Origin of the sequence: Niallia nealsonii, from assembly GCF_002835805.1 — a bacterium.
GTDB lineage: Bacteria > Bacillota > Bacilli > Bacillales > Cytobacillaceae > Niallia > Niallia nealsonii.
The window spans coordinates 48393-68404 of the sequence record NZ_PISE01000030.1 but is presented as its reverse complement, the minus strand read 5'-3'; the positions used below and the strand labels follow the sequence as shown (position 1 = coordinate 68404).

General features: G+C 34.2%; 19 protein-coding genes, 1 pseudogene and 1 riboswitch. Of the genes and pseudogenes, 2 read left to right on the top strand and 18 right to left on the bottom strand.

What is annotated here, in order from left to right:
• Positions 1–57: 57 nt before the first annotated feature.
• Complete coding sequence (locus CWS01_RS14120; protein ID WP_101177840.1) at positions 58–1056, bottom strand: efflux RND transporter periplasmic adaptor subunit; 999 nt, start codon at positions 1054–1056, stop codon at positions 58–60.
• A gap of 676 nt (positions 1057–1732) precedes the next feature.
• Positions 1733–1777, top strand: a riboswitch (PreQ1 riboswitch).
• Between the two features lie 8 nt (positions 1778–1785).
• Here CWS01_RS14120 and CWS01_RS14115 point away from each other — a divergent pair.
• The gene (locus tag CWS01_RS14115; protein WP_101177839.1) at positions 1786–2280 is read left to right on the top strand and encodes a QueT transporter family protein; all 495 of its coding nucleotides are present in this window, start codon (positions 1786–1788) and stop codon (positions 2278–2280) included.
• A 147-nt stretch (positions 2281–2427) separates the two neighbouring features.
• On the opposite strand, the gene CWS01_RS14110 is transcribed toward CWS01_RS14115, so the two are convergent.
• The 6 genes from CWS01_RS14110 to CWS01_RS14085 form a co-directional block, all read right to left on the bottom strand.
• The gene (locus CWS01_RS14110) at positions 2428–3579 is read right to left on the bottom strand and encodes a toxic anion resistance protein (protein WP_101177838.1); all 1152 of its coding nucleotides are present in this window, start codon (positions 3577–3579) and stop codon (positions 2428–2430) included.
• Entirely contained in the window at positions 3576–4232 is a 657-nt protein-coding gene (locus CWS01_RS14105; RefSeq protein ID WP_101177837.1) for a 5-bromo-4-chloroindolyl phosphate hydrolysis family protein, read from the bottom strand. The genes CWS01_RS14110 and CWS01_RS14105 overlap by 4 nt, the downstream gene beginning before the upstream one ends.
• Positions 4233–4613: 381 nt before the next feature.
• Complete coding sequence (locus tag CWS01_RS14100; protein ID WP_101177836.1) at positions 4614–5846, bottom strand: L-lactate MFS transporter; 1233 nt, start codon at positions 5844–5846, stop codon at positions 4614–4616.
• A gap of 154 nt (positions 5847–6000) precedes the next feature.
• Complete coding sequence (locus CWS01_RS14095) at positions 6001–6765, bottom strand: LytR/AlgR family response regulator transcription factor (protein ID WP_101177835.1); 765 nt, start codon at positions 6763–6765, stop codon at positions 6001–6003.
• Positions 6762–8405 (bottom strand): sensor histidine kinase, encoded by a 1644-nt coding sequence (locus CWS01_RS14090; RefSeq protein ID WP_101177843.1) that lies wholly within the window; start codon positions 8403–8405, stop codon positions 6762–6764. The genes CWS01_RS14095 and CWS01_RS14090 overlap by 4 nt, the downstream gene beginning before the upstream one ends.
• A gap of 149 nt (positions 8406–8554) precedes the next feature.
• Entirely contained in the window at positions 8555–8899 is a 345-nt protein-coding gene (locus tag CWS01_RS14085) for a DUF4183 domain-containing protein (RefSeq protein ID WP_235852065.1), read from the bottom strand.
• 152 nt (positions 8900–9051) lie between these two features.
• On the opposite strand from CWS01_RS14085, the gene CWS01_RS14080 reads away from it, so the two are divergent.
• Positions 9052–9432 carry a DUF4183 domain-containing protein gene (locus CWS01_RS14080; protein ID WP_101177834.1) on the top strand — a complete coding sequence of 127 codons (381 nt, stop codon included), beginning with the start codon at positions 9052–9054 and terminating at the stop codon, positions 9430–9432.
• Between the two features lie 56 nt (positions 9433–9488).
• On the opposite strand, the gene CWS01_RS14075 is transcribed toward CWS01_RS14080, so the two are convergent.
• The 11 genes and pseudogenes from CWS01_RS14075 to sspO all read right to left on the bottom strand — a co-directional run bounded on the left by CWS01_RS14075 (position 9489) and on the right by sspO (position 19844).
• Positions 9489–10106 carry an acetate uptake transporter gene (locus tag CWS01_RS14075; protein WP_101177833.1) on the bottom strand — a complete coding sequence of 206 codons (618 nt, stop codon included), beginning with the start codon at positions 10104–10106 and terminating at the stop codon, positions 9489–9491.
• A gap of 152 nt (positions 10107–10258) precedes the next feature.
• Positions 10259–10339: a hypothetical protein gene (locus CWS01_RS23335; RefSeq protein WP_328588919.1), complete on the bottom strand. Its 81-nt coding sequence runs from the start codon at positions 10337–10339 to the stop codon at positions 10259–10261.
• 338 nt (positions 10340–10677) lie between these two features.
• Positions 10678–10857 (bottom strand): YezD family protein, encoded by a 180-nt coding sequence (locus CWS01_RS14070; RefSeq protein WP_101177832.1) that lies wholly within the window; start codon positions 10855–10857, stop codon positions 10678–10680.
• 201 nt (positions 10858–11058) lie between these two features.
• Entirely contained in the window at positions 11059–11202 is a 144-nt protein-coding gene (locus tag CWS01_RS22425) for a hypothetical protein (RefSeq protein ID WP_157827657.1), read from the bottom strand.
• Positions 11203–11751: 549 nt separating this feature from the next.
• Complete coding sequence (gene ssuE / locus CWS01_RS14065) at positions 11752–12282, bottom strand: NADPH-dependent FMN reductase (protein WP_101177831.1); 531 nt, start codon at positions 12280–12282, stop codon at positions 11752–11754.
• 171 nt (positions 12283–12453) lie between these two features.
• A complete protein-coding gene (locus tag CWS01_RS14060) occupies positions 12454–13353 on the bottom strand; it encodes a sulfite exporter TauE/SafE family protein (protein WP_101177830.1) in 900 nt (299 codons plus the stop codon).
• A 250-nt stretch (positions 13354–13603) separates the two neighbouring features.
• Positions 13604–13861 (bottom strand): annotated as a pseudogene (locus CWS01_RS23490) (STAS domain-containing protein); the annotation flags it as partial.
• A 638-nt stretch (positions 13862–14499) separates the two neighbouring features.
• On the bottom strand, positions 14500–15972 hold the full coding sequence (locus CWS01_RS14050; protein WP_101177829.1) for a glycoside hydrolase family 32 protein: 1473 nt from the start codon (positions 15970–15972) through the stop codon (positions 14500–14502).
• Positions 15973–16072: 100 nt separating this feature from the next.
• The gene (locus tag CWS01_RS14045; protein ID WP_101177828.1) at positions 16073–17524 is read right to left on the bottom strand and encodes a PTS transporter subunit EIIC; all 1452 of its coding nucleotides are present in this window, start codon (positions 17522–17524) and stop codon (positions 16073–16075) included.
• Positions 17517–19217: an alpha-glucosidase gene (locus CWS01_RS14040; RefSeq protein WP_101177827.1), complete on the bottom strand. Its 1701-nt coding sequence runs from the start codon at positions 19215–19217 to the stop codon at positions 17517–17519. The genes CWS01_RS14045 and CWS01_RS14040 overlap by 8 nt, the downstream gene beginning before the upstream one ends.
• A gap of 480 nt (positions 19218–19697) precedes the next feature.
• Positions 19698–19844, bottom strand: coding sequence for a small acid-soluble spore protein O (gene sspO, locus CWS01_RS14035; RefSeq protein WP_101177826.1), 147 nt, complete (start codon positions 19842–19844; stop codon positions 19698–19700).
• Positions 19845–20012: the final 168 nt, after the last annotated feature.

The following is a 20012-nucleotide window of genomic DNA, read 5'->3' as shown; positions in this document are numbered from 1 at the left end:
CAAGGGTATACTGCTTCTGCAAATTTTTTATTTCCACAATTCGTTTTTCTTCCAACATTAGTTTCCACCTCCACCAAATCCGCCTGATTGCATTTGGCCTCGATCTCCTGATGGCATTTGACCGCCTTGGCCTCCTGGCATTTGGCCTCCTCCTGGGAATCCACTTTGAGCGCTGTCATCACTTGATTCGAATGTTGGCAGCACAACCGTTGTTCCTTCCTCTAAACCACTTGTGATTTCTGCCACATCTTCATTTTCTAATCCAACTTCGACTGTTTGTTTCGTTGTGGAAGTTTCTGTAGAGCCGTCTTCTGAAGTTGTTGATCCAGATGGAACTAATACATAATACTCGTCATCTTCTTTTTGTACAGCTTCAACGGGAACCGTTATAACATCTGATTTGCTGCTTGTTGTGATTGTTGCTTCTGCCGTCATTCCTACTAATAATCCCGTTGGTTTTGTGATTTTTACCGTTACCGCATATTTTGCTGTACTTGATGTGCTGTCCGTGTTTGCTTCTTTTGCGACACTTGTTACTTTTCCTTTGAATTCTTTATCATCTAATGCACTGACAGAAAGCGTTACTGCCTGGCCTACTTTTACTTTAGAAATATCTAATTCATCTACATTTACTACCATTTCCAATGTATCATAGTCTGTAATGCCAAGCACTTCTGTTCCCATAGATACTGTGCCGTCTTCTTCCACATTTAAAGACGTAATTTCCCCATCAAAAGGAGCTGTAATTGAATCAACATCATCCTCAAATGTAATTAATTCATCTCCTTCTTCTACTTCATCTCCTACCTCAACCAGCACTTCATCTACTGTTGCATTTTCTGTACTAGATACTGTTTCACTGTTGATAGCGGAAATGCTGCCTGATCCACTTACATCAATTTTTACATCGCCTACTTCTGCAGTTGCCGTTTGTGTTCTCGCCTGAGCCATTGCTGGCTGATCTTCTTTTGAAAAATAAAAGTATCCTCCAATTCCTGATCCAATTACTACAACTGCTACACCACTAATAATCCATTTTTTAATTCCCTTTTTCATTGTTTCTCTCGACCTCTTTCTATTTCATTCGTTTTTTATTTATGAAAATTTCTTTTTATATAGGCTTGTTCTTTACAAGTAATAGAATATAAAAGAAATGTGTCAGGAATAAGTCGAGAAGAAATTTTTTCAATTTCTTAAAAGGCTGTTTTCTCAAAGTTTGTTGTTTTTCGGATAATTCCCATGAGCAACTCCATGGTTGAAGCAGGTTGATTGGAGTGAAAGGTGTGAGACTCCTGTGGGATTAGCGGGACAGATGAGACCTCGCAGGCGATACCACCGCCCGCCCCACGGAAAGCGAGCATCCTGGAACGGAAATCAACCTACTCCTTTAAAAGCAACAAAGTTTACCAAAACAGCCTAACAGAAAAGATGGAGGAAGTAGGCCTCGAACAGCCTGAATACACGTAGACTCCTGTAGGAATACAAGAAAGATGAGAATTTGCAGGAAGCCGCCCATGGAAAATAAAGTGTATTTTTGTCTGCCTGAGTTTAAAAGCCACAATCTATATAAAAACAGCCTATTAAAATAATCTCTGCTAAAGTAGATATTTACTTCCTTTATAGATTTTTGCGACATTTTTAACTTACAGCCAAAAAAGAGTGCATCAACAAATAAAAGGTATTGACTAACAATGGCTTTATACTTTAATATGTTCTTTTGCATTTATGTTTATATAACGTGGTTCGAAACCATCCCACGTAAAAAAACTAGGGGGAATCTATAAGATGAAAATAAAAACGATTGTAATAAATGCCATGATTGCTGCACTTTACATCGCAGTCACTGGACTTATTGCGCCATTTGGTTTTACCAATATACAATTTCGTATATCAGAGATGTTTAATCACTTGATTGTATTTAATAAAAAATATTTATATGGAATTGTCATTGGCGTATTTTTGGCTAACTTGTTTTTTTCACCACTAAAGCCAGATATGATTTTTGGACCAGCACAATCCATTATTGCCTTGCTTATTACAATATTCGTTAGCCGCTATGTGAAAAATATAATAAAAAGAATGGTTGTGAATACACTAGTATTTACATTTACAATGTCTATCATTGCATTAGAACTATACTTATACTCAGATCTCGGAATTTCATTCTTAACTCTGTGGTTCACTACTGCTGTTGGGGAATTTGCTGTCATGGCAATTAGTATTCCAATTATCTATCTTGTTAATAAACGAGTGCATTTTGATAAAGTAATAAAAAATTAAAATAAGCAAGAATTCATTTCCCATCTAACGAAAAAATCCGCCTATTTAAAAGGAACTAGCAGTTAATCAAACGTTTGATTAACTGCTAGTTCCTTTATTTTTCCTTATTTAAAAAAGAGGCTTGGGCTTATCATCCCTGTCTCTTTCCTATTGATCTTCTTTATTGCTCCACTTATCTTTTATCCCTTCAAACTCTTGCTGAGCATCCATTCTTTTTTGCTTACTATCGTTTTCCAGCTGTAAAGTTTCTTCTAAACGGGAAATTAAATCGAGATGTGTGTTTTTTAATGTTTCTATCTCTAGTTGTATTCTTTCCTCTCCATTTCCTACAGCACTATTTTGAATGAAGCGGCTATTTTTTTGGAGAATTTCCTCTGTCGTTTTATTTGCCCTTTTTTGTGCATTCAGTTCATGACGGTTCTTAAGCAATGTTAAGGCTAATGCCACCTGATTTCTCCATAATGGAATGGTTGTCATAATAGAAGATTGGATTTTTTCTACTATCATTTTATTTGTATGTTGAATAAGACGAATTTGCGGAGCGGTTTGAATGGTAATTTGTCTGCTTATTTTTAAGTCATATATACGTTGTGCCAATTGATCAGCAAATGCCATCATATCTTCTGCTTCTTGCAGCTTCATTTCATCTTTTGTTCGTTCCGCTTCTTTTTTCATTTCTGGAATTATTTGATTAGTTACTTCTTGTAACTTTAGTTCCCCAGCAGCAATATACATATTCAACAGATAAAAATAATTTTTATTATCCTGATAAAGCTGCTCTAATAAGTGAATATCTGATAATATTATATTTTTGCTGCGCCCTAATTTTACATTTATTCGATCTATTTGTGCACTTGTTTTTTGATATTTTGATAAAACTTCTTGTACAGAACTAGAAGCTCTTCCAAATAAACGGGCAAAAAATGATTTTTTTTCTATCTTTAATTCATCAGGATTTATTTCATTTAATTTTCCCATTAGTTCTGCAATAATAACGCCGACATCACCAGCTTCTTTTTTTTGAACATGTTCAAGCATGGAGTAGGAGAAAGAAAGAAGGTTCTTTTGTGCTTTTGCTCCAAAAAAAACTAAATCACCATGTTTAGATGGCTCTATACGTCCAGCAAGTTCGTATGCCTTTTGTTTATCACCATCTGATAATCTATTAATAAGAGGAGAAGATGGAGTTGCTTCCTTATCTAGCGTGTTGATGTTCCCTGCTGCAATAGAAGCAAGAAATAGCTCATCTTCTGTCCCTTCATCTTTTTCAAAGGGAAGAGACTTTAATCCATCGCTCATTTCAATCTCCTGCTTTCATCAATTAACTCATCGTCCTTGTTCTTTTGAGAAGTATGTTTCACCACTTCTAATTCAAAATGCAAATCATCAATATCGTCAGTTAGAATTTCATGCAGATCTTGTTCGATTGTTTTCGTCAGCTGCTCTAAAGCTGCTCTTGTCTGACGCAATGTTGATTGAAGTTCATGATTTTTCTTAGGCTGAGAGGACAGTAAGGCATACTTTTCAGCAATTTCCATAACTGAATCTAAATGAGAATAATAAAATTTGTCAGCACGATAAAAACGTTTCGGCTCTTGTTGTGTTAAACGATATACTTTTTTCGTCACACGCATTAAGTCTATACGTTGTTTAATAGAAGGAAAATGACGAATCGCAAAAACTGCTTTATTTAAACGATGTATTTTTGTTTTTGCTTCTTTTAGATGCTTATTGATAAATTTAAATTCCTTTCTAGTCAAACCATGTTTTTTCAAGAACTGATGCTGCATTACCCCATCTGATATAAAATAAGTCCCTGTTCCAGCTAAAACACCGTATATCACTGAGGCAATAAATGATTGTTCTAAAATTAGAAGACTGCTAAACCAAGTCAAAGCACCAATTGGAATGGTTACTCCTGACCTAACAAGAAATTTCAAAAATGGATTCAATGTTATCGACTCCTGACTGTTTTCCTTATTTTATCTACGTTTTATTAGACAAATAGTTTCAAACTCCCCCTATTATCTTTACACTATAGCAAAAACAAAAAAATTACTATGGACTTAAAATGGAAAATAATCTACGTCTCAAGACTGATTGATTCTTTTTTATGTTATAAACTAGTCTATGTTTTTAATTAAACGCCTATGTTAATAACTCTGTTGATTTTATGTTTTTGCTAAAGCAATTACTGTATGTCTCCTCTACATTTTAGCAAATAGCCTATAAATTTTCTTGCATAAGATGCAAAAAAAGCCTCCCATTTGGAAGACCCTTCTTGACTATTTTCTTACTTCGATACATCATCAATCCTTATAAAGGAAATCCACTTATCCAGCTTTTTGTGTTGTCATATTTGCCACAGAGCGTTTATGCATTTTTCTAGCAGTTCCTTGATATGGAGGTTTAATGGTTAATGCGATAATGAAAGACACTACACATAATGCCGCAATCACCGTAAATGTTGGGATAAATCCTCCTAATGCCGCTGCAATAAATGAACCAGCTAGCGCACCAATTCCAAAGCCTTGATAAATAACGCCATAATTTTTGCTTTGATTTTTTAGACCGAAGAAGTCTGCCACAATCGTTGGAAATACCGTGATATTACCGCCAAAACAGAAAGCAATTGCTGCAACACATGCAAAGAATATTGGGAAATTCAGTGTTACTGTACTTAACACCGTAACCGCAATTGCTGTTACAAATAAAGCTCCTGAAACAACTTTTAATCGGCCAACTTTATCTGATAATGCACCTAAGATAATTCGACCAATAGTATTAAAAATCGCTACTAATGCTACTGCATTGCTTGCTGTTGCAATATCTAATCCAGCTAAGCTTACACCAATATCTTTAACAATTCCAATTAAATATAAACCGCTCATACAAGCTGTGAAGAATATCACAAATAACAGGTATGCTTGTTTTGTTTTTAACATTTCTTTTACCGTATAATTTTTTTGCTGTACTCCAACAGAAGAACCCGAACTAATTTCTTTTGCTTCTTTAATTAAAAATGATCCGCCTACAACCATCACCAATACAATAATTCCCCAAAACATAAACGCTTGTGTTACACCAAATGATGAAATAAATGAACCATTAATAAATTTAAATAAAAGACTTCCTGTTCCATATGCTCCAACAGAAATACCAGATATTAACCCTTTTTTCTCTGGAAACCATTTAATTAAATTAGATAAAGAGGTAATATATGCTGTTCCATCTGCAAAACCTACTATAACACCTGCTAAAATATACAGCATCCATAAGGAAGATATTTGAGATGTAAGCATTAGCCCTATCCCGAGCATTATGCCGGCACTTCCGATTAAACGGCGTATCCCCCATTTGTCTTGCAGTTTTCCTGCAAATAAAGTGGAAAATGCCAATGCAAAACTTGTAATGGAAAATGTTATAGCAACAGAACTTAATTCCCAGCCAAAATTATCTACTAAAGGCTGATTAAATAAACTCCATGTATAAATAGTCCCTAAACCCATCTGTACAATAATGGTGCCAATAACAATAAGCCACCGTCTCTCTGAACCCGCTTTCATTTCACTCTCTCCTTTTCCGGTTTAAATGGTATATTTTTATGTTTCCTATCAAGTTAACTTAATATGATGTCCCTTACACCAATAAGTATACCACCGAAAAAAAGAATGAAATCGTTATCAGAATGAAATGCATATATATTGGAATGAACGGCAATTACAGTTGCATAATTTGCCGAAATTCCTTCACTTTGCTTCTGCTTACTGGCACTTCCCCCTCTATATCTTTTAACCGAAGTACATAAGTATGATTAAACCATGGCACAATTTCATGTATCTTCGTTAAATTAACCGTATAAGAACGATGACATTTAAAAAATAAATTTTGAGGCAGCTTCCCATGAAATTCAGAAATGCTCATTGGCATCATATATTCTTCTGTTTTTGTATAAACAAGAGTCACTTTTTCACTAGCCACTGCATAATAAATCTCATTAACATCTGTTACAATAATATTATCATTTTTGCGCAAATTAATTCTGCTACTCCGATTTGCTGATACAACACCTTCCATCGCTGTATTTTTACTATCTTCGCCAACAATCGATTCCCCTTGATCCCTTTGAAACGCTGCCTCAAGTTTTATCAGCATCGCTGCAATTCTTTTTTCATCATAAGGTTTTAAGATATAATCAAATGCTTCAAGTTCAAACGCTTGGGCGGCATGCTCTTTATAAGCGGTTGTAAAAATAATATACGGCTTTTTCGCAAATTTGCTAATATTGGTTGCCAAAAACATTCCATCTAATGAAGGTATATTAATATCGAGAAAGATGGCATCTACTTCATTTCCTTGTAAAAATTTTAACACATCAAGTCCATCGTCAAATGTTTGAATGATCTCCATATTGCTATGTGTTTGAATTAAATATTCCAGCTCTTCTCTTGCTGGAATTTCATCTTCTACAATAATAGCCTTCATTTTGTCTCCTTTGTCATATCAAAATATACTTCTGTACCAGGTTCTAGTCGTTTAATCACTAATCCTGTTCCATAAATTAATTTTACGCGCTGATGCACATTCGATAAACCAATTTGTTTCGAGGGAACTTCTCCACTATACAAGTTATCAATCACTTCTTGTTTAATGCCAATTCCTGAATCCTTTACACTTATCCTGATTTTATCCCCAATATCTTTAACGGAAATTTCGATTAACCCAGGGCCTTTTCTTTTTAAAATGCCGTGCACTACCGCATTTTCTACAAGGGGCTGAATTAAAAGACTAGGCAGTTTGACATGAATATCTTCTATATCATATTCTACTTGAAGCCTGCTGCCAAATCGCGCCTGCTCAATTTCAATATAATCCCGTACCTGCTGCAAAGCTATTTGGATACCAATCAGTTCTTCTCCTACTTCTAAATTATATCTCATATAACCAGATAAATTATGAATTAGCTCTCTTGCTTTTTCTGGATTTCTTCTTGTTGTAGAAGCAATTGCATTTAAGGCATTAAAAAGAAAATGAGGATTAATTTTTGTTTGAAGCGCTCTTAATTCCGCTTTATTTGCCGCTTCTTTAATTTGCTCTACTCTTGATACTTCCATTAAAGTCGAAATAATCTGGGCAAGACCAATCGCCAGTGTTTGCAAAGTATAGGTAATCGTGTTTGCTTTGCGATAATATATCTTCAGTGTGCCCGTAACAATGCCTCTTTCCTCTAACGGAATCATGAGCAGACAATGAATCTGCGGGGTGTGATGATCGGCAATATTATTTCGAATCGTAATTTTCCCTCTGCGAATTGTCTCTTTTGTCAGCTCGCTGATTATTTCTTGGCCCTCTTGGTATTTTTCTTCCCCAAAACCTACATATGCAAGTACATCTTTTGTATCCGTTATTGCTACAGCATCTGCATGAATATCATTTTTAATAATCGTACAGATTGTATGTAAAGATGCCGTATTTATTGAACGAAAATATGGCAATGTTTTATTGGCAATATCAAGTGCTAACTTTGCCTGCTCTGCTGCAATTCTTTCCTTCTCCCCTTCTACACTGGCAATCATCAAAACAATTAAGCCAATGCTAACTTGTCCTAAAATCATCGGAAACGCAATTTTAGAAACAATTTCCACCCCTAAATCAAATGGTTCTGCCATGATTAAGATTAAAACCATTGTTAAAATTTCGCATAACATTCCAGCAATAATCCCCATAATCCAACGGCTTGATTTTTTCACTTTCATATGAATATAACCTGATACAATACCTGCTAAAATGCTAGTAATCAAACAAGGAACAGAAGTCACTCCACCAATATCAATTAAATAACGATGGATTCCGGAAACAATTCCTGTAACAACGCCTACCCATGGACCAAATAAAATACCGCCAGACATAATAGCAATGATTCTTATATTAACAATTGATCCTTCTACTTCAATCCCAGAATATGTACCAAACAAAGCAAAAGCACAAAAAATTACCGTGATCAGCGTAAGTTCTGTTGAAGAATGACTATCCTTTTGCAATGTTTCCTTAAATTTCGGTACCCTTGTCATAAAAAACAGCGAAATAAGCAATAATGCTGCTCGTTCAAATAATTGAATCAACATTTCCAGTTCTGTTAATTGATACACGTTTTTTTCCTCCTGACCTTCATCCATTCATATTTTACCAATTTACATACATTCGGTAAATGAAGGAAAGATAGAGAAATACAGTAATTACTTTAATAAAATAGTTTTATGCATGAATCAAATAACTATGCCTTTATCATCTGCAAAATAAGTAACGTGTCTTTCATAGGAACATCCTCTGTCAATAAACAAAACTCTCCTTTTTTCACTAGATAACTTTCTTTAGGCTGCAATACACCATTAATAAATAAATTAGTAAACGATAAAACAAAAGGACTTAAAATAACTTGTATTCCTAGCTCCTTTATTCCATCATCTTCTTTAAATACTCGTTTTTTTCCATCTGCCATTGTATAAAACTCATATACCTCTACTTTTTTTGGAATGGCAAAGCTTCGAACTTCTAAAGGAAGAACCGGAAGAAACAACAGAGGTTTCTTGTTTTTTTGATTACTTCTATTATTTTTCACTTTCCCACTCCGTTCACTTTTTTCCTCTTTGTTATTTTATTTGACTACTAGTTTAGTCGTGCTTGTCTATTTTTTATTTAAAGACATTACTGTCTATACCGATAAACATACTTTTACATAAAATAAAATAAAAAAAGAAAGGAGTGAATGGAATGCCGCTTAAAATAATGAAACTTGCCATAACTGCCACTGCTGAAACAGTAACTGCTCCAACAGTAAGCCGTTTCTTCTATGAAGTAGGAGCAACTGTAATTGGAGAAGCTGTATTAACGATTGATGCAGCAGACTTTGTTAATGATACAGGAGGAGCTGTTACTTCATTGCCTGAGTTAACTGCAAACAACAGCTATATTGAAGTCTATGTAAATGGTGTATTACAAATGGAAGGTTTATTAACTTATACACCTGGTGCAACTGGTACTGGCCAACTAGTTATTGACGTTCCAAATGGTTCAACTATTGAAGCAAATTCTCCAGTTGTATTAGTTGTAGCCAATTTTGCCCCAACAACTTCTGTCGATATTACTACTTGATTGTTATTACTTTCATCTAAAAAAGATGAGTGTCTATTTCGACACCCATCTTTTTCTTACTTTTTAAATATTCCAAACGGTTTTCCAATCGGCAATACTACTTTTCCAAAATGTGTATTCAGCACAATTGCTCCACATCCGTAAAAAGATAATAAAGCAATGCACAGCTCTGCAATTGCTGCAAGCATATGTGTTATTTCGTACATAATGTCAAAAGAACTTAATGATAAACCAATAAATAAGAAATCAATAAATACAAATATAAAGAACAATACCTTATGTGTTTCTAAAGCACCTATTGTCATAAACAAACTAAAAATTAAATATCCAATAAATGCAAATCCAAGCTGTTTTATATCTGCTGCTGCAGCAAGAGTTTCTCCAAAGCATCCTAATTGGATAAGCCAACTTGTTCCAACTCCAAACCAAAATAATCCAAACGCACCAAAAGCAGTAGTGCCAAAAATATTATTATGCTTTGAATCTAAGATAGAAGCAATCAGCTGTGCAATGCCTCCTAAAAAGATTGCCCAAGGCAAAACAAGTGAAACACCTTCTGTTAAACCAAGCTTTTGAGAAGAAGCAACAAGTGTTACCATTGCTAAACCAAATAAACCTAAAGCAGATGGATCTGCTGTTGTAATCTTAACCTGTGTCTGATTCTGGGTCTCCATAATTTCCTCCTAAAAAAACATACTTTTGTACTTTATAGGAATTAATGGATAGTGTCAACTGTTTTTTCATCTTACCAAATAGTTAACACAAGTCTCTATCCTTTTGATGTTAACTATTCTTAACATGTTCCCATTGCAATAGATCTTATACTTTATAAAACAAGCAAATATGGGTGCTCCAGATAATAGATTACTTGTCCTAAAAATTCTGCTGCAGGTGCTTCATCTAAAATACGATGATCAATTTACAACAGTCGATCTTTTTAATCGTTTTGCAAAACCAATCGCATTCGTGCCAACTTCTGTTTCATCCCATTTTGCTCCTTCATTAAAAATATAAGCGCTTTATATAAGTTTCATACAAATCTACCTAATGAAGTATTTTCCTTTTAAATAGACTACTATTTAAATAAAGTAAATGGTTCTGCTTGTACAAAACAAACTATAAGCGGACTAATTTAAATTAGCTTATTTCTATTATGCAAATTCTAGTATATACATAGGAGCAATCTGTAAAAAATAACAAAATAAAAAAAACCGTCTAAGCGGCTTTTTGTAAAATGTTGTATAACTATTGTTTTCCCTTGCCCTTATCATTTTTCTTCAAAGCAAAACGATATTTTTCCCCTTTTTCAATTTGTGTTACTTGGGAGTCATGCACGGTTATTTGAATCGTTCCAAACTCCATATTTTCTATAAAACTAATAATTTTATCAATGATTTCTTGATCCATTTTATTTTTTGAAGACATCTAAATCCTCTCCTTTTATTAGACTCATACGGTTTAAAAGCAGGTCTTCCAAGGCTGTTTTTTAAAAGAACATATGCAAGCAATTTAGCAATAACCAAAAGTGGTCCCTCTAGGCTGCAGATTACTTCTCCTCCATTAATTCCATTGGAATTCTTATGAAATTAATATCCTTCTCTAGCTATCCTTGAGCATAATCTGTTTTTAATTGCAGCAATATTTATTCTGCATAATAAATAGCAGTGGTTTTTCTGATTTTCTCTGGGGTGTCATAACGATGTCCAGTTGATTGCAGTCTCGTGCTAATATTACACTTGCTGCATATTCCCCTTTGATAGAACGTTTCATTTCTCTCCCCCATAATGTTAAATTTGCTTCATGCTTTTATAGCTTGTTATCTAATGGAAATTGGAATTTTTTACAAATTATTTGTTAGTACTCTTAATACCGAGTATATCTATATGAATATATGTTTTTATTAATCATATTATGTATTAGTGGGTAAATCAACCACTTATTAGGAAATTTTCGATTAAATTTCGTAAAAATATCTATTCCTATTTATCAGTAAAGTTGCACCGTTTCTTTTTTAGAAATGGCGCAATTTTACTATTTTTTTCTTTTCTATAAATTAAGTTGTTAACCGTAAAAAAAGTGCAGACTTATCCACTAAAGAAAAGGCTGCTCCATTTTTCTAGTCGCATTAATTATGGACATATGGATCTCCTAGATACGAAGTAATGAACTCATTTAGTTTTAAAGAAAATCCTCCTGACTAATAGAACATAGTTGCAGGAAGATTTAAATAAGCATTTTCTAATGGATATATACTATGGCTTATCTTCTAGTCTTCTATTCTTTTGTATACTGATTCTCCCTAACTATTTATGGTCATTGTTAATCCGATATTACTTTAATGAATGCATCTATACCTTTTTCAATTCTTTGCTGCACTTCTTCCTTTAGAGAAAATTGATTGTTATCAAGTCTTTCTACATCCTTATCAATAGTGTATACCCCTTTGATTATATAAGTGGCTCCTAAGGCCGATAACACTGGATTCAGTGCATATTCAATTGTAAGCAAATGTCCAAAAGATCCCCCTATCACTAAGGGTAAAATAATTTTATCTTCCAGTCCCTTTTGGGGAAGTAAATCAAGATATGTTTTTACAATTCCAGAGTAAGCAGCTTTATACACTGGTGTAAAAATAAGCACCCCTGCTGCATTTTCTACTTTTTTATTGGCCTTTCTGATTGCTTCACTATCAAACTTGGCCTGAATCAAATCTTCTGCTGGAAGTTCATGTACTTTTATAACGTCATAAGAAATTCCTGTTTTTTTCAATAGTTTTATACTATAATCCAATATTCCATTTAAACGTGAGTAATCATTTGGTGCACCAGTAATAATTATAACTTTTGCCATCACTTTCTCATCCTCTCATTCCTTTTTTATGAAGGTATGTTAAATTTCTTCTATTTATTAATAAATGGACAAACTGTCCCATATTTATTCTATTTTAATGATCATATTTATTTATAAAAAAGACCCCCAGTTTAAGTAAGAAACTTACTTAATCCGAGAGCCTCTAGTTTTCTAGTCAGCTATTGAATTAACTTTTACTTTTTTAGTCTTTTTAAAACCGCCGATTTTTGAAACAGTATAAACTATTGCTGCTATCCAAATAATAATAATTGCTGCGTATACATATGGATAAAGGGCTGCCTGATCAATCCAAGATGTTAACAAGTTTCTTGCATTTACAAGAATAATAAAACCACCTACAAGTACACCCATTAACTGTGCATGAATTTTCTGAACAAGCCATGCAGCTATTGGTGCTGCAATAATTCCGCCAATCATTAATGCTCCAACCCATAACCAGTTTACTTGCTCCCATCCTAAAGAGATGAAAAAACCAAGTGTTGCAGAAACCGCTATAGCAAATTCACTTGTATCAACTGTACCTACTACTTTACGCGCACTCATGCCTTTGCGGGATAATAAAACCGGTGTAGCAATTGGGCCCCAGCCTCCGCCGCCAGTTGCATCTGCAAATCCAGCAATTAGACCTAATGGGATCGCTTGTTTTTTACTTAAATCAAGTCCCTTTTTCTCTTCACTTGGTCGAAAGTTAAATAAAAATCTAATAAGGACATATGCACCTAATCCTAGAAGGAATAAAGAAATATATGGTTTTGCCAAATCTCCTGGTATATTGCTTAAAAATGTTGCCCCTAAAAATGCTCCGATCGAACCTGGAATAATTAGTTGATAAACTGTTTTTTTATCTACATTTCCAAATCTTATATGAGATGCCCCTGATGCAGCTGTTGTTACTACTTCTGCTAAATGAACAGAAGCAGATGCAACAGCAGGAGAAATGCTGAAAGCCAATAACAGAGACGTCGATGTAACACCGTAAGCCATCCCTAAAGCACCATCAATCAATTGTGCAAGCAAGCCAATAAAAGCAAAAACGATTAACTTTTTCATTATATACACCTCTATTTGTTTTAATTAATGGGAAAAGCTAAAAAAGGTATAAAAGAATCATAACCCTTCGACTTGGTTATGCCTTCGGATGTTTGATCAGCTTTTTATTTTTTTTATTAAACAGATTATATATCGCATTATTCCTACCCGTCAACTAGTATTTAAAAATAAATTGAAAATTATCAAAATTAATAATTTATATTTTCCGCAAAAAAAGCTTTCCTCATAAAAGAATTATAAAAAAGTTCTTTTATGAGGAAAGCTCCTTATTATGCAGTTTATATAAGGAATAATATGATGCCGTGTTTTTAGCTAAATATTTTTTCCACTGATGTTTCTCTAACGCTTGCTGTAAAGTTGAATATGTATCAATTTCATGAAAATTCATGCCTAATTGGATAGCTGTTTGTGCAATACTTGGCAATATCCCCGATATGCTGCACGTAATGCCAATTAGCTTTAATCCATCAATTAGTTGAAAAAGTTGATGTGCAACCACTGTATCTATATATACATACTGCTGACGCAAAAACTCTCCAATAATTTCTGAAAGCGGCGTGTTTTGATGAGTCTCATCCTTTACAATCATAGAAATATATTCTTCTATATTGGCTTTGAAATCTTCTGTTGAAATAGTAACTATCTCCACAAAGCGCTGATGGAAATCATGATTTTGCTCTTTTAATTGTTTAATTTTCTTCGGATTGGTTGTATTATAAATTCCCTCCTGATTCTTAATTTAAAGAAGCATACCAGCGTTCTGTTATCTCCCATGTCCTTTCACTTAAAAATTCTTATAGTAGCTTAATCCTCCCACTATAAAATACTAAATTTCATCTTTTATTTTTTCTTTCATCCTAGTATATTTAGTCATATATTTAAATTCCCCCCAATAAACCTTCACATGAATATTCCATTGCTGCAGTTTAACAATTGGAATCTTGTCAGCAATTAAGAGAAAATAGTGGCACTATTTATCTAAACAAAAATCTATTAAACTTGTAGATACAAAAAGAGGATACTCCTTCGTCCAAAAATGACGTTTGAACTATCCTCTTCATTTATAAAAAATAAACACTATATTATTAAACTTGCTAAAAGGCGAGATTTAAAATCCAAAAATTCCCTAATAAAGAAAAGTTTACTCTATTCGTATTTCCATTGTACAGCTTCAAAATTCGCAATCCCTTCTTCTGCAAAGAATTGAACTCCACAACTCTCCTCTTGGGGGAATAAACGGGCTGTAAAAACAATTTCTCCATCATTCACAAATACTTCAACGGAGGAAACATCCATAAATATGTGAAGCCGTATTTTTTCTTTTAAATATGCTTTCTGACGAATTGTTCCATATTCTTGCGCAAATGATTCTCCAGCTTTTGTACGATCAAGTACTACCTTTTGAGCTAATTTATTAAGATAGAGCAATGTTTCTTCTTCTTCTCCAACACGTAGCTTCAACCCTGCACTTTTAGCACTTCCTACTTCTATATCAACAATCATTTCATATGATTGTCCTGAAAATTCTTCCACATTCTCTATACTTTCACATATATTTAATGCTCTTTTCACTTTATTTTTTCGTTTTTCTTGTAGTTCTCGTACAGGCTTTTGATAAAGAATATTATCCTTAATTGAAAGTTCTCTTGGGATAGTTAAGCAATGGGCCCATCCTTCTTTATCTGTCGGATATTCTATTTCTGGCAGTCCCATCCAACCAACAAGCAAACGTTTACCATCTGGTGATAATGTTGTTTGTGGGGCATAAAAATCAAAACCCGCATCCAATTCTTGAAAAGCACCATGCTCAAAATAGTTATTCTCTATATCTAATGGCTTCCCTATATATGCCCCAGATTGGTAAATATTCTGGAAATAGTCACCTTCTGGTGGAAGCCCTTGGGGAGAAAATAGCAGTACACCATGGTTTTGCCATTCAAAATAGTCGGGGCATTCCCACATAAAACCAAAATCTACTTCTTTCGTCTTTAACTCTCCTAGCCAATTCCAATTCTTTAAATTATCCGATTCATAAAGAAGAACACATCCCGTTAAGTCTTCACGTTGGGCCCCTACTACCATATAGAAACTATTTTTTCCTTTCCAAACTTTTGGATCTCTAAAATGTTCTGTATATCCCTTCGGCTGCTTCTTAATTATAGGTGTATCTTGCTTTATCATCTTCCCCTTATCATCCATTATTATCAAGCACTGAGAGGCATGACGATTCCATTCTTCATCTCGTTTATTTGCTGTATAAAACAGATAAAGGAACTCATTATGAACAAATCCACTGCCTGAGTATATCCCGTGGCTTTCAAATGGCAACTCTGGTTTTACAGCAACTCCTTTGTTTTCCCAGTTTACTAGATCTGCTGATGCTGTCTGGTACCAATGTTTCATACCATGTACAGCCCCAAAGGGAAACCATTGATAAAATAAATAGTAGCGATCTTTATACCAAACAAAGCCGTTAGGATCGTTTAATAAACCATATGGCGGCTGAATATGATATCGTTGCCGCCATAGACTTCTCGATACTGACAATTCTAGTTTCTTTCTCTCTTCTACAGTCATACTGTCACATGTACGATAGCGTGCTTCATTCGTCCATTCCATAATTAACTTTCCTCCAAAAAATAATTTTAAAAATGAAAAACGAGTTGCTAAAGCAACCCGTTCTTAGCAAACCGATGCGTTCTATTTACTATCAATCTATTTATATACTCACATTTTTTTGAGTTGATGCTTTGTCTTCAACCATTACTTCTTTAGGTACTGCAAATAAAGAAGTAAGCACAAATGCCGCTATAAAAATTACAATGCCAACTACGATATATGTTACTAATTGATTCCATTCGTAGATGTACATTAACGGAGAAAGAATTACTGCTAAACCATAGGAGTTGGCTTTGATGTTTAAGACAGAAAGAATCATACCACCAACAGTCGAACAGGAAATCATGACATATAGTGGTTTCATGCTATATCTCATTACTACACCAAACAATGCAGGCTCGCTGACACCAAGCAATTGAGTAAGCGTTGCACTTGCTCCAGCAACCTTTACAGTACGTTTTTTAGCTTTAATTGTAATTCCCAGACAAGTTCCAGCATTCGCAAATCCATACATTGCACATAAAGTGATCAGCGGATTAAATCCGGTATTTGCGAGCAATGTTGTTTCAATCATTATGAATAAATGGTGCATTCCTGTCATAACGGCCAACGGATAGATGAAGCCAATCAAAAGGCCGCCAATTCCAAAAGGAGCATGAATAAGCGCTGTCACAACATGCACCAATCCCATTTCTAATATATGCAATAATGGCCCTAAAACCAGCAAACCAGTAATCATCATTGTTAATAAAACAAGAAAAGGGGTAAAAATTAAATCCAATGCATTTGGCATCACGGCTCGCAATTTCTTCTCAAGCTTTGCTCCTAAAATTCCAATAACGAGTGCTGTTAATACACTGCCTTGGTATCCAACCACTGGAATAAACCCAAATGCCATAATTGGTTCTACCCCGCTATTGATATCTGCTACTGCATAAGCATTTGGAAGAGCAGGAGAAACTAGCATTAAACCGATTACAAAACCGATTATTGGCATTCCGCCAAAGTTCCTAAATGCAGACCAGCAAATTAATGCTGGCAAAAAAGCGAATGCAGTATCTGTAAGAACAGAGATAAGCGTCTTCAAATAAGCAGGAATATCATCGCCAGTCATCCCTATTAGCCCTAAAATAGCGTCACTAAATATTACGCCCTTTAAACCAAGAAATAGTCCTGTTGCAGCAATAATCGGGATAATCGGAATAAATATATCAGCAAGTGTGCGTACAGCTCTTCTTATTCCCTTTTCCTTTTTAGAAGATGAAACATCCTTCTTCTTGGATTGTGCCTCATCTTGTTCTGGCTTATTTCCCCTCAAGGCAGCATATACTTTATTAACCGTACCAGTACCTAAAATAACCTGATACTGGCCAGCATTAAAAAATACGCCTTTTACTTCATCAATGCTTTCAATAGCTTCATCATTGATCTTCGCGCGATCTTTAATAGAAAAACGCAATCTAGTAGCACAGTGAGTATATGATTCAATATTATCTTCACCTATTACATCAATAATTTCTTTACCTATGCGTTCGTATTTGTTTTCATTCATAACTATTCTCTTCTTTCTTTAAAAGTAGTAAAGCTTGATATGGTTTTAGTACGTAATCTTGTATAGTTATTATTTCTTCTTCGTCTTTGTAGTTGTTTAATAAAACTTCATGCACTTTATGTTCTAGTTTGACTACATTGCTTTCTGATGAAAAATTGAAATAACAAATTACTTCTTTTCCATTCAATTTGCGTTTATACGCAACTATATGTGGGTGATCTTCTAAGATTGGTTCAATTTCACCAAAGCTTAAGCATTCACTTGCCATGCCTGACTGTCTTACTTGAATGATTTTTTTATAGAAATTCAAGATAGAATCTGGATCTTTTTCTTGCTGCTCTACATTTATCGATTTGTAATTCTCATTCATTCCTAACCACGGCTTCACTTCTGAGAATCCACCATATTCTCTTTCGCTCCAATGAAATGGTGTTCTTGAATTATCTCGGCTCCGCAAGTTGATAAAGTGCAAAGCTTCTTCTTTACTAAACCCTTCATTCATAGAACGATAATACTGATCAATGCTTGAAATATCGTCAAACTCATTAATGCTTTTTCTTTTGAAATTAGTCATTCCAATTTCTTGACCTTGATATATAAAAGGAGTTCCACGCAGATAGAAAAACATTGCTCCTAGCATCGTTGCAGAATAGAAGTTGCGATTTTCTGCTTCCTTTATATATTTGCTTATCGATCTATTTTGATCATGGTTTTCTAAAAAGTTGGCACCCCAGCCGACCTTTTGGATTTCTGTTTGGCTAGTAAATATTAAATTTTTTAAATCTATTACATTCCAATCGACCCTTTTAAACCATTCACTTCCAGAAGCTACATCAAGATCTGCATATCTAAAATCAAAAATCATGGAGAAATATCCATTATCGCCAATGAAGTCTCCGTATTGCTCATATGGTACACCAGGTGCTTCGCCAATTGTTACGCAATCATACTTTGAAAAGGTTTTTTCTTGTAGTTCATGCAGAAATTTTTCGATGCCTGGTTGATTGCGTCCCTTTTTTGTACATTTTGCAAGTCCATCTACTCCATCTGCAGGAGAATCTTCATAAGATTGATCTTTCTTAATAAACGTGATCGCATCGACTCTAAAACCAGCAATTCCCTTATCCAGCCAATAGTTAACCATTTTATACAATTCTTCACGTACTTCTTTATTTTCCCAATTTAAGTCTGGCTGCTTTACTCCAAAAGAATGGAAATAATAATAATTTGTATTTTTTAAAGGTTCCCATACACTTCCTCCAAAAACAGAGCGCCAATTATTAGGAGGCTGGCCATCTTTACCGGATTTCACTACATAATAATCTTTATACTTGCTATTAGGATTTTCTAGAAAATCTTGGAACCATGGATGTTCATCAGATGTATGATTTATGACTAAATCAAGGACAATTTTGATTCCTTTTTCTCTTGCCTTTCCAATTAACTCATCTAAGTCTTTCATCTCGCCAAACTCTGGATTCAATTGATAATAATCTGAAATATCGTATCCATTATCGGCCATTGGAGATTGGTATATTGGACATATCCATACCATCGTTATTCCTAAAGACTGTAAATAATCTAATTTTTCTGTAATACCTTTTATATCGCCTATTCCATCATTGTTTGAGTCATAAAAACTTTTAGGATAAATTTGATAAATAACTTCTTTTTGCCACCATTTCTGCTTCATAATCTTCCCCCTAAACAATTCATATTATCATCACTTGTTAATCGTAAATTTGGAATCGGTTCCGTTTTATTATAAAAAAATAATCGCTTTCATTAAACTTCAAAAAAACTATTAAAAAGAATCAGTTTCAAATCTGGATAAATAAGTATATAAAACAAACTTATTTACACATCTTGTAGAACCGGTTCCATAATATTATTATAAATTCTCACAAGATATATTGTCAACGCTTTCTTGTCGAATTATGTATTTTCATTTTGACAAATTGACCTTATAGAAGAAAAAAAATACCTTTTCACATTAGGCTACGCTTCATCTCCCGTATCAAAAGAAGTTCCATCTTCACATAATTTTAGGCTGTGAACAAACGATTTCTTCCTACTAACTCGCTCCAATGGATTTGTACGTCGGAAGATAACCATTTGCACACAACCTAAAAAAGGATTAAAAGTGTCTCACGACGTTTAGTGATTCATAAAATCATTGTCTTTTTTTCGTTTTTTTATTATTAAGTTTTTCTGCTGCCGTTAACGGTTCATTCGCAAATTCATGGTCATATTCTCGTGAAAAATTCCCTTTAACAGCTTGTTTATCACTAAGCCCACTAGCCTGTTTATTTTTAGTCATAGTACACACCTCCATTGCTTATTTTGCCTAATCAGGGTAATAAATATGTATAGTAAAAAAGCATAAAGTCCAAATTAAAATATGCCTGCGTTTACTATCATCCTCTCTTTTTATGCGGTAGCTTTTTAAGTTCTAGCACAGTAAAATTGAATCATCCAATAAAAAACA

What these genes read in the sequence shown, in the direction of transcription:
- CWS01_RS14075 (WP_101177833.1), bottom strand. Translation starts at nt 10,106, where the DNA reads ATGGAGACCCAGAATCAGACACAGGTTAAGATTACAACAGCAGATCCA.
- CWS01_RS14100 (WP_101177836.1), bottom strand. Translation starts at nt 5,846, where the DNA reads ATGAAAGCGGGTTCAGAGAGACGGTGGCTTATTGTTATTGGCACCATT.
- CWS01_RS14115 (WP_101177839.1), top strand. Translation starts at nt 1,786, where the DNA reads ATGAAAATAAAAACGATTGTAATAAATGCCATGATTGCTGCACTTTAC.
- CWS01_RS14120 (WP_101177840.1), bottom strand. Translation starts at nt 1,056, where the DNA reads ATGAAAAAGGGAATTAAAAAATGGATTATTAGTGGTGTAGCAGTTGTA.
- CWS01_RS14110 (WP_101177838.1), bottom strand. Translation starts at nt 3,579, where the DNA reads ATGAGCGATGGATTAAAGTCTCTTCCCTTTGAAAAAGATGAAGGGACA.
- sspO (WP_101177826.1), bottom strand. Translation starts at nt 19,844, where the DNA reads ATGACTAAAAATAAACAGGCTAGTGGGCTTAGTGATAAACAAGCTGTT.
- CWS01_RS14050 (WP_101177829.1), bottom strand. Translation starts at nt 15,972, where the DNA reads ATGGAATGGACGAATGAAGCACGCTATCGTACATGTGACAGTATGACT.
- CWS01_RS14045 (WP_101177828.1), bottom strand. Translation starts at nt 17,524, where the DNA reads ATGAATGAAAACAAATACGAACGCATAGGTAAAGAAATTATTGATGTA.
- CWS01_RS14080 (WP_101177834.1), top strand. Translation starts at nt 9,052, where the DNA reads ATGCCGCTTAAAATAATGAAACTTGCCATAACTGCCACTGCTGAAACA.
- CWS01_RS22425 (WP_157827657.1), bottom strand. Translation starts at nt 11,202, where the DNA reads ATGAAACGTTCTATCAAAGGGGAATATGCAGCAAGTGTAATATTAGCA.
- CWS01_RS14095 (WP_101177835.1), bottom strand. Translation starts at nt 6,765, where the DNA reads ATGAAGGCTATTATTGTAGAAGATGAAATTCCAGCAAGAGAAGAGCTG.
- CWS01_RS14070 (WP_101177832.1), bottom strand. Translation starts at nt 10,857, where the DNA reads ATGTCTTCAAAAAATAAAATGGATCAAGAAATCATTGATAAAATTATT.
- CWS01_RS14060 (WP_101177830.1), bottom strand. Translation starts at nt 13,353, where the DNA reads ATGAAAAAGTTAATCGTTTTTGCTTTTATTGGCTTGCTTGCACAATTG.
- CWS01_RS14090 (WP_101177843.1), bottom strand. Translation starts at nt 8,405, where the DNA reads ATGTTGATTCAATTATTTGAACGAGCAGCATTATTGCTTATTTCGCTG.
- CWS01_RS14040 (WP_101177827.1), bottom strand. Translation starts at nt 19,217, where the DNA reads ATGAAGCAGAAATGGTGGCAAAAAGAAGTTATTTATCAAATTTATCCT.
- ssuE (WP_101177831.1), bottom strand. Translation starts at nt 12,282, where the DNA reads ATGGCAAAAGTTATAATTATTACTGGTGCACCAAATGATTACTCACGT.